This window comes from Candidatus Pelagibacter bacterium nBUS_28 (assembly GCF_051200915.1).
Taxonomy (GTDB): domain Bacteria; phylum Pseudomonadota; class Alphaproteobacteria; order Pelagibacterales; family Pelagibacteraceae; genus Pelagibacter.
The window spans coordinates 1-11,717 of the sequence record NZ_CP172844.1; the positions used below are offsets into that span (position 1 = coordinate 1).

At 26.4% G+C, this 11,717-nt stretch carries 13 protein-coding genes, 1 tRNA gene and 1 pseudogene; 7 read left to right on the forward strand and 8 right to left on the reverse strand.

All coding sequences use genetic code 11. From position 1 onward, the window contains the following. Window positions 1-100 precede the first annotated feature (100 nt). Both dnaA and dnaN read left to right on the forward strand, forming a co-directional pair. Window positions 101-1,525: a chromosomal replication initiator protein DnaA gene (gene dnaA / locus ACIJYC_RS00005; protein WP_435166319.1), complete on the forward strand. Its 1,425-nt coding sequence runs from the start codon at window positions 101-103 to the stop codon at window positions 1,523-1,525. After that, window positions 1,515-2,627 (forward strand): DNA polymerase III subunit beta, encoded by a 1,113-nt coding sequence (gene dnaN / locus ACIJYC_RS00010; RefSeq protein ID WP_435166322.1) that lies wholly within the window; start codon window positions 1,515-1,517, stop codon window positions 2,625-2,627. Before dnaA ends, dnaN begins: the two co-directional genes overlap by 11 nt. On the opposite strand, the gene ACIJYC_RS00015 is transcribed toward dnaN, so the two are convergent. From ACIJYC_RS00015 to argH, 4 genes are read right to left on the reverse strand one after another with little or no spacing between them, the layout of a single operon-like run. Beyond that, complete coding sequence (locus tag ACIJYC_RS00015) at window positions 2,624-3,325, reverse strand: lysophospholipid acyltransferase family protein (RefSeq protein ID WP_435166325.1); 702 nt, start codon at window positions 3,323-3,325, stop codon at window positions 2,624-2,626. The two genes, dnaN and ACIJYC_RS00015, sit on opposite strands and share 4 nt — an antisense overlap. Window positions 3,326-3,337: 12 nt before the next feature. Beyond that, the gene (gene lysA, locus ACIJYC_RS00020; RefSeq protein ID WP_435166327.1) at window positions 3,338-4,552 is read right to left on the reverse strand and encodes a diaminopimelate decarboxylase; all 1,215 of its coding nucleotides are present in this window, start codon (window positions 4,550-4,552) and stop codon (window positions 3,338-3,340) included. Beyond that, window positions 4,552-4,683: a hypothetical protein gene (locus tag ACIJYC_RS00025; RefSeq protein ID WP_435166329.1), complete on the reverse strand. Its 132-nt coding sequence runs from the start codon at window positions 4,681-4,683 to the stop codon at window positions 4,552-4,554. The genes lysA and ACIJYC_RS00025 overlap by 1 nt, the downstream gene beginning before the upstream one ends. Next, entirely contained in the window at window positions 4,676-6,070 is a 1,395-nt protein-coding gene (gene argH, locus ACIJYC_RS00030; protein ID WP_435166332.1) for an argininosuccinate lyase, read from the reverse strand. The genes ACIJYC_RS00025 and argH overlap by 8 nt, the downstream gene beginning before the upstream one ends. A gap of 24 nt (window positions 6,071-6,094) precedes the next feature. On the opposite strand from argH, the gene ACIJYC_RS00035 reads away from it, so the two are divergent. Beyond that, window positions 6,095-6,604, forward strand: a complete 510-nt coding sequence (locus ACIJYC_RS00035) for a TlpA family protein disulfide reductase (protein WP_435166334.1) — start codon at window positions 6,095-6,097, stop codon at window positions 6,602-6,604. Here the strand turns inward: ACIJYC_RS00035 and ACIJYC_RS00040 are convergent. Continuing rightward, entirely contained in the window at window positions 6,601-6,804 is a 204-nt protein-coding gene (locus tag ACIJYC_RS00040) for a twin transmembrane helix small protein (RefSeq protein ID WP_435166337.1), read from the reverse strand. The two genes, ACIJYC_RS00035 and ACIJYC_RS00040, sit on opposite strands and share 4 nt — an antisense overlap. A gap of 50 nt (window positions 6,805-6,854) precedes the next feature. Here ACIJYC_RS00040 and ACIJYC_RS00045 point away from each other — a divergent pair, with 50 nt between their 5' ends. Both ACIJYC_RS00045 and ACIJYC_RS00050 read left to right on the forward strand, forming a co-directional pair. Next, window positions 6,855-7,505 (forward strand): alpha/beta hydrolase, encoded by a 651-nt coding sequence (locus ACIJYC_RS00045; RefSeq protein WP_435166340.1) that lies wholly within the window; start codon window positions 6,855-6,857, stop codon window positions 7,503-7,505. Between the two features lie 47 nt (window positions 7,506-7,552). Then, window positions 7,553-8,122: an HNH endonuclease gene (locus ACIJYC_RS00050; RefSeq protein WP_435166343.1), complete on the forward strand. Its 570-nt coding sequence runs from the start codon at window positions 7,553-7,555 to the stop codon at window positions 8,120-8,122. Here the strand turns inward: ACIJYC_RS00050 and ACIJYC_RS00055 are convergent. The 3 genes and pseudogenes from ACIJYC_RS00055 to ACIJYC_RS00065 all read right to left on the reverse strand — a co-directional run bounded on the left by ACIJYC_RS00055 (window position 8,119) and on the right by ACIJYC_RS00065 (window position 9,718). Next, window positions 8,119-8,651 (reverse strand): annotated as a pseudogene (locus ACIJYC_RS00055) (demethoxyubiquinone hydroxylase family protein). The gene ACIJYC_RS00050 and the pseudogene ACIJYC_RS00055 sit on opposite strands and share 4 nt — an antisense overlap. Further along, on the reverse strand, window positions 8,638-9,120 hold the full coding sequence (locus tag ACIJYC_RS00060; RefSeq protein WP_435166346.1) for a disulfide bond formation protein B: 483 nt from the start codon (window positions 9,118-9,120) through the stop codon (window positions 8,638-8,640). The pseudogene ACIJYC_RS00055 and the gene ACIJYC_RS00060 overlap by 14 nt, the downstream one beginning before the upstream one ends. After that, the gene (locus ACIJYC_RS00065) at window positions 9,113-9,718 is read right to left on the reverse strand and encodes a YqaA family protein (protein WP_435166349.1); all 606 of its coding nucleotides are present in this window, start codon (window positions 9,716-9,718) and stop codon (window positions 9,113-9,115) included. Before ACIJYC_RS00065 ends, ACIJYC_RS00060 begins: the two co-directional genes overlap by 8 nt. A gap of 61 nt (window positions 9,719-9,779) precedes the next feature. Between ACIJYC_RS00065 and ACIJYC_RS00070 the strand changes: the two genes are divergently transcribed. Both ACIJYC_RS00070 and ACIJYC_RS00075 read left to right on the forward strand, forming a co-directional pair. Continuing rightward, window positions 9,780-9,864: transfer RNA gene (locus ACIJYC_RS00070), tRNA-Leu, on the forward strand. Between the two features lie 7 nt (window positions 9,865-9,871). After that, a complete protein-coding gene (locus ACIJYC_RS00075; protein WP_435166352.1) occupies window positions 9,872-11,602 on the forward strand; it encodes an AMP-dependent synthetase/ligase in 1,731 nt (576 codons plus the stop codon). Window positions 11,603-11,717: the final 115 nt, after the last annotated feature.

The following is an 11,717-nucleotide window of genomic DNA, read 5'->3' on the forward strand; positions in this document are numbered from 1 at the left end:
ATTAAATCTTCAATCATAGATTTTATTTTTTTTTTAAAAAAAAATAATAAGTTGTTGCAAATTTTTTTATTTAGTTCTAACTGAGATTTCCCTACACATTATGAATAAATCTACAAATATAAATAATTTAAACAGTTTTAAGTCCGAAAACCTCGATTGGAAATTAATTCAGTCAGAAATGAAAAATAAGTTAGGACAAGATGTTTATGAAAGCTGGCTTAAAAAAATCACTTTTGTAGATGAATTTAACAACTATTTATTATTATCTGTACCGACAAGATTTATTAGAGACTGGATTACTTCAAGATATATAGATCAAATTTTACAAATTATACGTTTATATAAAAAAGATATTATTAGAATTGAGTTTAAGATTGATGATAAAAATACTAACCAAAATTTTGAAAATATAAATATTAATGAAAAAGTGCTGGATAGAAGTGAAAATGTTTCATTCATAAAAGACTCTTATCTTCAATATAATCGAATAGATCCAAATAAAAGATTTGATAATTTTATAACCGGTACCAGTAACAAGCTTGCTTATGAAGCGTCATTGAAAGTTTCAGAAAATATATCTCATTATAACCCGCTTTACATTTACGGTGGTGTTGGAATGGGTAAAACCCATCTATTGAATTCAATTGGAATCGAAATAAAAAAAAATAACAAAGTAATGTTCATATCAGCTGAGCGTTTTATGTATCAGTTTGTAAAATCAATCAAAGCTAATGATATGATTAAGTTTAAAGAATATTTCAGAAATACAGATATTTTACTAATTGACGATATTCAATTTATAAGTGGCAAAGAAGCAATGCAGGAAGAATTTTTTCATACATTTAACGCATTATTAGACAAAGGTTCACAAATAATTGTTTCAGCTGATAGGGCTCCAAATAAACTATCTAGAATTCAGGATAGAATTAAATCCAGATTTTCTGGTGGTTTAGTGGTTGATATTCAAAAACCAGATCTTGAACTTAGAAAAAAAATTGTTGTAAATAAAACTGAAGAACTAAATAATCTATACGCAGACCAATTTCATGTGTCAAAAGAAATACAAGATTTTATAAGTAGTGAAATTACAGCAAGCGTTAGAGAGTTGGTCGGAGCAATTAATAGAGTGGTTTCATTCTCTAGAATTTACAATAAAGTTCCAAATCTAGCTGAAACTAAAGTTGTTTTAAAAGATTTGTTAAATTTAGCTGAAAATAAAGTAACAATAGATTTGATCCAAACTACAGTTTGTAAATTTTTTAAAATAAGTAAAAATGAAATGTTGTCTTCAAGAAGATCCAGATATTTAGTTAGACCCAGACAAACTGCTATATATTTAACCAAAATTCTAACATCTAAATCTTTACCTGAAATTGGAAGAGAGTTTTCTAATAGAGATCACACAACTATAATTCATTCAGTTAAAACTATTGAGAAAATTAAAGAAAAAGACCCCGAAATGGTAGATAATATTAATAAACTTAAAAATCAGATATTATATAATAATAAGGATAATGAAATTTAACGTAAACCAACAAGACCTTCAGCAAGCACTAAATTATTGTCAAGGTGTAATTGAAAAAAGAAGCACACTTCCAATACTGTCTAACATTTTATTAGATGCAAATAACTCCAAATTAACAATTACAGCTACAGATTTAGACTTAATATTTATTCACCAACTGAATAATGTTGAAGTTTTAGAAGAAGGCAGAACAACCACAACTTCCTCAATTATGTATGATATTATCCGAAAATTTTCGTCGGGTAAAAAAATAAATTTATCTTTGACAGATATAAGTAAATTACAAGTTGAGTCAGAAAAATCTATTTTTAATTTAAATTGTATTAGTGCATCAGAGTTTCCACTTACAGATGAAAATTTTAATCAAAATGAATTTGTAATTAAATCTAAGCAACTTTTAAAACTATTAAATAAATGTAAATTTTCAGTTTCTAACGATGAAACAAGACATTATTTAAGTGGGATTTATTTCCATCAAACTGAGATTGAAGATAAAAATCATTTAACCGCTGTAGCTACTGATAGTCATCGAATGTCTATTTCAAAAATAAGATTAGATCAAAAAATTGATTTTGATCCAATCATATTGCCAAAAAAAACTATTTTTCAACTATGTTCCTTATTAGAAAATTATGACGGAGATGTTAAGGTATCTAATATCAAGTCAAAAATTAAATTTGAATTAAATGATAGTATTTTAATATCAAAACTTATTGATGGTAAATTTCCTAATTACATCCAAGTAATACCAAAAAATAATCAAAAAAAATTAGAAATAGATTTAAAATTATTTTTAAATTCTGTTGATAGAGTTGCTTCAGTTTCTTTAGATAAAAAAGATGGGGTAAAATTTAATTTATCAAAAGATATATTAGACCTTTCAGTTAACAATACAAATAGTGGTGATGGAAAAGAGACATTAAATGTTAAATTTGATTATGATTTAGAAATAAGTTTCAATTCAAGATATTTAATTGATGTTGCTTCACAATTAGATGGAGAAAGAGTTGAAATATTTTTTAATGACACCGGTTCCCCAGCTTTAATTAAAGATCCAGGAGATTTTGACAGTATATTTGTGGTGATGCCCATGAAGGGCTAATTTAGTAGATTAAGTTCTCCATAAATATCATTTTCTAAAATCTTAATGAATTCTTCTTTGGAGTGACCTGTTATTATTGGTTTTAAGATTGAAATGGTAATTACTTTATTGATACTTTTTTGACCTTTTTTTGGCCAGACATAACCAGAATTAATTGCAACTGGTTGACAAGAAATTTTTAATTCTTCATAGATTCTTGATACACCCTTTTTAAAAGGAGGTCTCTCATCTGGTAAAACTCTTGTGCCCTGTGGAAAGATAATTAAAGGCCTATCAGATTCTTTAATTATTTTTGATATATCTTCAAAAAACCCCAAGTTATCTTTGGTAACTTTATTTCTTTTAATTGATATTGATCCAATTTTTTTTAAATACCAACCAAAAATTGGAATTATAAGTAGTTCCTTTTTTAAAATAAAAACTGGTGAATTAAATATAGTTTGAAGATAAAAGGTTTCAAACATAGATTGATGAGATGCTGCAATAAAGAACTTCTTATTATTTAATATGTTTTCTCTACCTTTAATTATTATCTTTGTATTTAAAAAGAATTTTAGACAAAAACTTGTCCAATAACCCATTAGTTTGCCACCAAATAATACAACTTTTCGAGGAAGGAAAAAAGCAGGTAAAAAAATTAATGAAATAATTATTATTCCAGTAAAAAAGAAAATTGAAAATATAAAGTTTCTAATCATTGTTATCAAAAGCTACATCAAGTCTTTGTGCTTTTGTCTTTTTTTAATAACTTTTATTTTTGATCCTTTTATCAATAGCTCTGTTGGTTTAGGTCTTAAATTATAATTTGAACTTAGTGACATTCCATATGCACCAACATCACACATCACAATAATGTCTTTTTCTTTTAATTTTTGAAATTTGTGCAATGATGTAAACTTGTCTGTACTTTCACAGATAGGACCAACAAATTCATATGTTTTTTTTGAAATTTGATTTGTCTTAATTGAAGGTAATGTTTTGTGATGTGCTCCATATAAGGCTGGTCTCATCAAATCATTCATAGCTGCATCTAGTATAATAAAATCTTTCTTATCGTTTTCTTTAATGTAAATAACTTTAGAAATTAAAAAACCGATATTTCCAACTATAGACCTTCCTGGCTCAAAAATTATTTTTGAGTTATGTTTTTTTAAAAATTTTTTAATTGCAACGTTATATTTACTATAATTTAGTTTTTTACTGTTATCATTATAAGCAATTCCCATTCCACCACCTAAATCAATAAATTTAAATTTATGTTTAGTTTTAGTAATGATTTTATCAACTACATTAAGCATTTTTTCATAGGGCTTATGGTCCAATATTTGACTTCCAATATGAACGCTTAAACATTCTAAACTAACATTTTGTGAGTTTTTGCAATAGTTAATAAGTTCTAAAAATGTTTTTTCATTCACGCCAAATTTATTTTCTTTTTTACCAGTTGAAATTTGACTTAGAGTTTTTGCGTCTGTATTAGGATTAAGTCTGATACCAATTTGTACTTTCTTCTTTTTTATTCTTGCTATTTTATCAATTTCTTTTATTTCACTTTTAGACTCTGCATTTATTAATAATATTTTTTTATCAATAGCATAACTTATTTCATCTGATGTTTTGCCTACACCTGAAAAGACAATTTTTTTTGGGTTAATGCCAGCCTTAAGAGCCATCATAAGTTCCCCCATAGACACTACGTCTGCCCCCAAACCAAATTTTTGAATCTCTTTAATTAAATTTACATTTGTATTTGATTTAATTGCAAAGCAAATTAATGGTGAAAAGGATTTAAAATTCTTTTTAAAATTATTGATATTTTTTTTCAATTCAAGATAAGAGTAACAATAAGACGGGGTACCAAATTTTTTAGCAATATCCTCTATTTTTACTTTATCAATTGTTAGTTTTTTTTTGATGTATTCCATTAAGCCTTATTTTTAAGGAGCATTATATTTTCAACTTTTTGCTCTGGGTCTTTGTACTCAGGATCTCCCTTTTTTCCGCAAGAAGCTAATAAACAACAAACTAGAAAAATAAAGGTAATTTTTTTAATCATTTTGTTTCTTATATTTCATTATCATTTTTTTGATATTATCAAAAGCGGTTCCTCCATAAGATTTTTTTGAATTTACAGAATTCTTTAAATCAAACACTTTTAAAACGTCGTTAGTTAATTTTGGTTCAATTTTTTTTAATTCTTTTAAGCTTAGTTCATTGAGTTTCTTTTTCTTTTTTTCTGCCAAATTAACAACAGACGCTGTTTTTTGATAAGCTTTTCTGAAAGACATTGAGTGATTCTTGACAAGATAATCTGCCAAATCTGTTGCAGTGATATACCCATGATTTGCAAGTTCAATCATTTTTTTTTTGTTAGGGCTAGAATTTTTTAATATTTCATCAAAAATTTTAAGACAGTTGATTAAAGTATCATTAGATTTAAATACAATTTCCTTGTCATCCTGAAGGTCTTTAAAGTAAGATAGTGGTAGCCCTTTCAAAATTGTAAGCATTGAAAATAAATTTCCATAACTACTCCCAGACTTTCCTCTCAAATATTCTAATAAATCAGGGTTTTTCTTTTGAGGCATTATTGATGACCCAGTTACAATTTTGTCTGAGAGGTTGATTAAATTAAAACCATCTGAACTCCAGATAATAAGCTCTTCTGCAATTCTTGAAATATGCATTGAACAAACAGAGACACTATATAAAAAATCTAAAACAAAATCTCTATCAGAGACCGTGTCAATTGAATTGTTTGTTGGTTTTTTAAATCCAAGTTTTTTACTAGTATAATTTCTATCTATATTAAAAGAAGTTCCAGTGAGCGCAGCTACACCCAAGGGATTTTCATCTAAGCTTTCCAAATTGTTTGTGAATCTTTTTTTGTCTCTATTAAACATTTCAACATAAGCCATTAAATAATGAGCAAATGAAATAGCTTGAGCATTTTTGAGGTGCGTAAAACCAGGCATAATAGTATCAATATTTTTATCTGCTAATTTTAATGTACTTTTAATTACTTTATCTAAATTAAGATTTATTTCTTTAGTTGAAGATTTTATCCAAATTTTAAAGTCTGTTATTATCTGATCATTTCTAGATCTTGCTGTGTGAACATAACCTGCTTCTTCACCAATTATTTGAAAAAGTCTTTTTTCTATGTTCATATGAATATCCTCATATTTTTTATTGAACTCAAATTTTTTATTTGAAATTTCTTTTTCTATCTTTGCAAGACCATAAATAATTTTATTTTTAATTTTAAAAGATATTATTTTTTGTTTGAACAACATCTCTACATGAGCAATAGAACCCTGAATATCTTCTTTGTAAAGTCGTTTATCTATATCAATTGAATTTCCAACTTTTTGAAATAAAGATGATGCTTTTTTCTTTATACGAGTATTCCAGATTGCTTGGTTGTTTTTATTTTTTGCCATGATATTTAATTATAACTATTTAACATGAGATTTTTAATATTATTTATTTTTTTGACAACTAATGCCTTTGCTAATGATGTATCTGAAATAAAAAATATTGTCATTCATAAAGACCTAAAAGTCCATGATAACGTAATCTTTTTAGATAAAAATGATAAAAAAATTAATATCAAAGAATTTAATGGAAATTTACTTATATTAAATTTCTGGGCAACTTGGTGTGAACCATGTAAAGAGGAGATGCCATCATTAGATAGACTTCAAGTAAATCAAAATTTGAGTAATTTAAAAATTTTTGCAATCAATATATCTCAAGAAAGTAAAAAAAAAGTTGATAGTTTTTTTGAAGATTTGAATATTAAAAACTTTGATCCATATTTTGATGCACCAACCACTCTAGCAAAAACATTTTCTCTGCGTGGAGTTCCAACTTCAATTCTTATTGATAAAGATGGAAAAGAGTTTGCAAGAATTATGGGCTCAATAGACTTTAATGATCAAATATTTATAAATTGGTTAAAAACTTATAATTAGTTTTTAAAAAAATAAGCAAACCCAACCAGAACAAGTATTGCTACAAATTGAATAAGCACTCTTAGTTGCATTAATTTATTTGAGTATTTTTTGCTGGTCTCACCTCCTTTGAAAAGAGTTCCAATCCCTAAAATTAAAACAATACCTACTGCTATTAAAAGAGTTATAGAAAGGATTTTAACAAAAATTCCTGAAATCATATAAACACTGTAGATTGTTTTAAAAAAATATAAAACATAATTAATTAACTATGACATTTTGCCTTGATTCAATAATAATAAAACCTGAAGAAGGGATGGAGATAAAACATGCTATTATTTTGCTTCATGGATATGGGGGTGATGGGAAAGACATAAGCATGTTAACCTTAAACTGGAAAAGGCATATGCCAAATACAGTTTTTATTTGTCCTAATGGACATGAAACTTGCCCTATAAATCCATCAGGATTTCAATGGTTTGACCTTACCAAAGATGATACGGATTATATACTTGATCAATCAATTAAGGCTGAAGAAAAGATTAAATTATTTATTAATGAGATCAAACAAGAATTTAACCTAAAAAATAATCAGATATGTTTATCAGGTTTTAGCCAAGGTTGTATGATGTCATTAAATGTCGGATTAATATCTGAAGAAAAATTTTCATGTATTGTGGGATTTTCTGGAAAAATAATTAATCAAAATAATTTAAAAACAAGAATTAAAAACTCTACAGATACTTTATTGGTTCATGGTGACGCAGATCAAGTTGTTCCCTCAACACACCTTTTAGAAGCAAAAGATTTTTTAATTAGAAACAATGTTGATGTCGAAACACTTTTGATAAAAAATTGTGATCATCATATTCCTATGAAAGCTTCAAGTACAGCTCTTAATTATATTTTAAAAAAAAATTAACATCTCTTATTATTGATAAAATTGTTTAAGTAAGTTAAAAATGTTTAATGAGTAATTTTATTGAACAAAATGTTTCATTAGAAAAGTGTCCAGCGTTAGTTCTTAATGCTGATTATAGACCATTAAGCTATTATCCTTTATCTTTATGGTCATGGCAGGATACTGTAAAATCTGTTTTTTTAGATAGAGTTATAATTGTAAGTAATTATGACAGAGTCATTAGAAGCCCTTCATTTGATATGCAATTACCAAGTGTTATCGCGTTGAAAGATTATATAATTCCACAAACAAAGCCTAGCTTTACAAGATTTAATGTTTTTTTGAGAGATAAGTTTTCCTGTCAATATTGTGGAAGTGGTGAAGAACTGACCTTTGATCATTTATTACCAAGATCAAAAGGTGGTGAAACTAATTGGGACAATGTTGTAACAGCATGCTCTGCATGTAATGTGAAAAAGGGTGGCAAATTATTAAAAAACTCAGACATGAAGCTTAACCAACACCCTTATCGTCCATCAACTGAGGATTTGCACAAAAATGGTAAAAATTTTCCACCTAATTATCTACATAAAAGTTGGATGGATTATTTATACTGGGATGTTGAATTAGAAGCCTAGATTTTTTCAGAGATATTTATTGCAATTTTTGAACCTGTCTTAATAATTTTGTCTAATAATAAGTAAGGACCTTTTTTTGTAGCACCTTTATCGTAAGCTATATTTTTATGATCAATTTCATCTTGTCTAAATTTTGTAATCTTTTTTTTTAGGTCTTTTTCACTAACATCAAGTTGATTAATTTGATTTAGATAATGTTTATCTATAACCTCTTCAACAGAAGCAGTACAAAGCATAGCAGCTTTTTTCCTAATAATGTTGAGCCAAACCCTAAGCCAACACCTAGTAAATCCCACAATGGCAATAATTTTGTTGGTTTAATTTTTCTTTTTTTAATTTCATTTTCAAAAAACTCACAATGTTCTTTTTCATGTTCTTTCATATCTTCGATAGTTTTTTTAAGATTTTTATCTTTTACAAAAGTATTTAAGGCCAATAGTTGTCCTTCATAAATCTTAACAGCCCCACGTTCTCCTGCATGGTCAACTCTAATAAATTCTTCAACTTTTTTTTTATCAATTTTTGTCATAATTAAAATAAATTTTTCCAGCACCAATAGTAATTAATAAAGATATCAAAATATTATAGTTTGTAAGTGATAATCCAAAAAATTTAAATGTTACATCTTTGCAGCTAACACTTTTTTCTTGTAATTGTTTTAAAATTTCCTCTTTTGATAATAAATTTGATCCACTTTTTAGGTCGCAAACCAATGACTCTTGAATAAAACCTTGTTCAATACCTAGGTGATATAGTGATAGAGCAGTACCAGTTAGAAATATAATTGTGAGCAAAAGTATAAAAAATTTCTCAAATAGAATAAATTTATAATTAAGAAAAACTATTATTATAGCTAACAAGTATGGAATTCTCTCTAATACACAGAGATTACAGGGTTGATGACCAAGAATATATTCAATAAAGAATGCAGATGCTAAAGCAATAATACTAACAAAAAAAATAAACTTTATTAATAAATTTTTACTATTTTTAACCATTAAATTTTAAAACAAAATATACAAATATAAATATTATAACTATTAAAATCCCAATAGCAGTAAACCATTTTGATCCATGATTGTTCATATATTCAGTAAATAATTCTCCAAATTTATAAGATAAAAACGCAACAATAAAAAATCTAAGACTTCTTGAAATTAAACTGACAATTATAAAAACTGGTAGATTGAAAGAAATTAAGCCACTAGCTATTGTAAAGGCTTTATAGGGTAAAGGTGTGAAGCCTGCTAAAAAAAGTATACTTAACCAAGCAAAAAAGCCATCTCCCACTGACATGTTTAATTTTAAATTTGTAACCTTATCCTCATAATTATAAAACTCGATAACATGCATTGCTAAATCGAAAAATAAATAGCCAATTAAATATCCTAAAATACCTCCTAAAACTGAAAATATAGATGCTATTAAAAATATTTTCATAAACTCTTTTTTTTTAGCAATAACCATTGGAATAATCATTACATCTGGTGGTATTGGAAAAAATGAACTTTCAATAAAAGATACAAGACCTAAATAAAAATTTGAACTTTTATGTGCAGCTAGATTTAAACATTTTTTGTAAAGTGTTTGAAACATTTTTTGGTTTTAATATAAATTTAGTTCTTATACTATTTAAATATAATTAATTGGATATAATGGGCGAATGGCGGAACTGGTAGACGCGCACGACTCAAAATCGTGTTTCGCAAGAAGTGAGAGTTCGATTCTCTCTTCGCCCACCAGAAAAATATGGATTTAGATAACTTAAACAACTTAATTGAATTATTTTCTCATCAAGCAGAAAAACAAAATAAAAAAAGCATTTTTTTACAATGGTTAAATCAAAATAATAAAAAAACATACACTTGGGAAGAAACACAAAAAAATATTTTAAAATTATCAAAAATAATTAAAGAAAGTATAAAAGAAGGTGATAGATGCCTCTTAGTTTCAGAAAACAGACCAGAATGGTTTGTCTCAGATATGGCAATAATGTTATCAGGTGGAATTACTGTTCCTGCATATACCACATACACAGAAGAGGATTATAAGTATTTAATTGAAGATTGTGAACCTAGCCTCGTAATAGTCTCCAATAATGAGATGCTAAAAAAATTAAGCAATACAATTAATGAAAAAAAATTTATTAAAAAAGTTATAACATTAGATGAAGTTAATAAAGTAATTCATAATTTAGATATAATAAATAGAGATAAGTATTTAGACTTTAATATCATATTAAATAATGACTTATCAGAAGAAGATAAAATTAAAAATGACAAATTAAAAAGAACTTCTCCTGCTTGTATAATCTATACATCTGGAACTGGTGGAAATCCTAAGGGTGTAATTTTAAGTCATGGTGGAATTTTAAATAATCTTGTAGGAGCTTGTGAAATTATGAAACCATTGTTTAGCACCAGACCTATATTTTTAACTTGGCTTCCTCTATCTCATTCCTATGAACACTGTGTACAATTTGCCCAAATAGCTGTGGGGGCAAAAGTATTTTATGCAGAAAAAATAGAAAAACTTTTAGAAAATATATCTGAAGCAAAACCGACAATTATGACAGCTGTTCCTAGATTTTATCAAAATCTTTATAATAAAATTAATATTAATTTAAAAAAACAAACTGGTTTCAAAGTAAAATTAATTGAAGCAACCCTTCAATTAGGTAAAAAAAAATTATTAAATCAAAAAATGACTTTTTCTGAAAAATTACTCAATTTTATGGTTGAGATATTAGTTCGAAAAAAAATAAAAAAACAGTTTGGTGGAAAGTTAAAAGCTTTTGTTTCTGGTGGAGGTGCATTAGATAAAGAAATAGGAGAATTTTTAAATTCTGTAGGACTTCCTACACTACAGGGTTATGGTTTAACTGAAACGTCTCCAGTAGTAAGTTGTAATCCTATAGACAAAATAAAAGTAGAAACTGTTGGTCCACCTTTTAAAGGAAACCAAGTTAAAATTGCTAATGATGGAGAAATTTTGGTCAAAGGTGAAAATGTGATGTTGGGGTACTGGAACAAGAAAAAGGAAACCGATGAAGTAATTATTGATGGATGGCTTCATACAGGGGACATTGGACAAATAGATCCTGAGGATGGTTATTTAAAAATTACTGATAGAAAAAAAGATATTATAGTAAGCGCAGGTGGAGATAATATTTCACCAGCTAAAATTGAAAATATAATTACTAATGAGCCAGAAATTGATCAATGCATGGTTTATGGTGATAAAAAAAATTTTTTGGTTGCTTTAATAGTACCCAATAAAAATTTTTTAAAAGAAAAAGAAAAAATTAATAATGTAATTGAAAAAATAAATAAAAAATTAACTTTATTAGAGAAAATAAAAAGAATTCAATTAATAGATGAAAATTTTTCTATAGAAAATGGTTTAATGACTCCAACAATGAAAGTGAAAAGAAAAAAAGTTACTGAAAAATATAAAATTCAATTAGAAAAACTTTATTAAGTTGTATTAAAAAATTTGATCATTATCCGCATAAATATTCACTTAATTAATAAAAAAAATTTAATAACAAAATAAAAATAAAATAATTTTTTTAAAAATTTACTTTTTAATTAAA

Excerpts from the sequence above, each read along its gene's own strand:
- ACIJYC_RS00035 (WP_435166334.1), top strand. The coding sequence starts at position 6,095 with ATGAGATTTTTAATATTATTTATTTTTTTGACAACTAATGCCTTTGCT.
- ACIJYC_RS00045 (WP_435166340.1), top strand. The coding sequence starts at position 6,855 with ATGACATTTTGCCTTGATTCAATAATAATAAAACCTGAAGAAGGGATG.
- ACIJYC_RS00025 (WP_435166329.1), bottom strand. The coding sequence starts at position 4,683 with ATGATTAAAAAAATTACCTTTATTTTTCTAGTTTGTTGTTTATTAGCT.
- ACIJYC_RS00060 (WP_435166346.1), bottom strand. The coding sequence starts at position 9,120 with ATGGTTAAAAATAGTAAAAATTTATTAATAAAGTTTATTTTTTTTGTT.
- ACIJYC_RS00040 (WP_435166337.1), bottom strand. The coding sequence starts at position 6,804 with ATGATTTCAGGAATTTTTGTTAAAATCCTTTCTATAACTCTTTTAATA.
- dnaA (WP_435166319.1), top strand. The coding sequence starts at position 101 with ATGAATAAATCTACAAATATAAATAATTTAAACAGTTTTAAGTCCGAA.
- lysA (WP_435166327.1), bottom strand. The coding sequence starts at position 4,552 with ATGGAATACATCAAAAAAAAACTAACAATTGATAAAGTAAAAATAGAG.
- argH (WP_435166332.1), bottom strand. The coding sequence starts at position 6,070 with ATGGCAAAAAATAAAAACAACCAAGCAATCTGGAATACTCGTATAAAG.
- ACIJYC_RS00050 (WP_435166343.1), top strand. The coding sequence starts at position 7,553 with ATGAGTAATTTTATTGAACAAAATGTTTCATTAGAAAAGTGTCCAGCG.
- ACIJYC_RS00015 (WP_435166325.1), bottom strand. The coding sequence starts at position 3,325 with ATGATTAGAAACTTTATATTTTCAATTTTCTTTTTTACTGGAATAATA.
- ACIJYC_RS00075 (WP_435166352.1), top strand. The coding sequence starts at position 9,872 with ATGGATTTAGATAACTTAAACAACTTAATTGAATTATTTTCTCATCAA.
- dnaN (WP_435166322.1), top strand. The coding sequence starts at position 1,515 with ATGAAATTTAACGTAAACCAACAAGACCTTCAGCAAGCACTAAATTAT.
- ACIJYC_RS00065 (WP_435166349.1), bottom strand. The coding sequence starts at position 9,718 with ATGTTTCAAACACTTTACAAAAAATGTTTAAATCTAGCTGCACATAAA.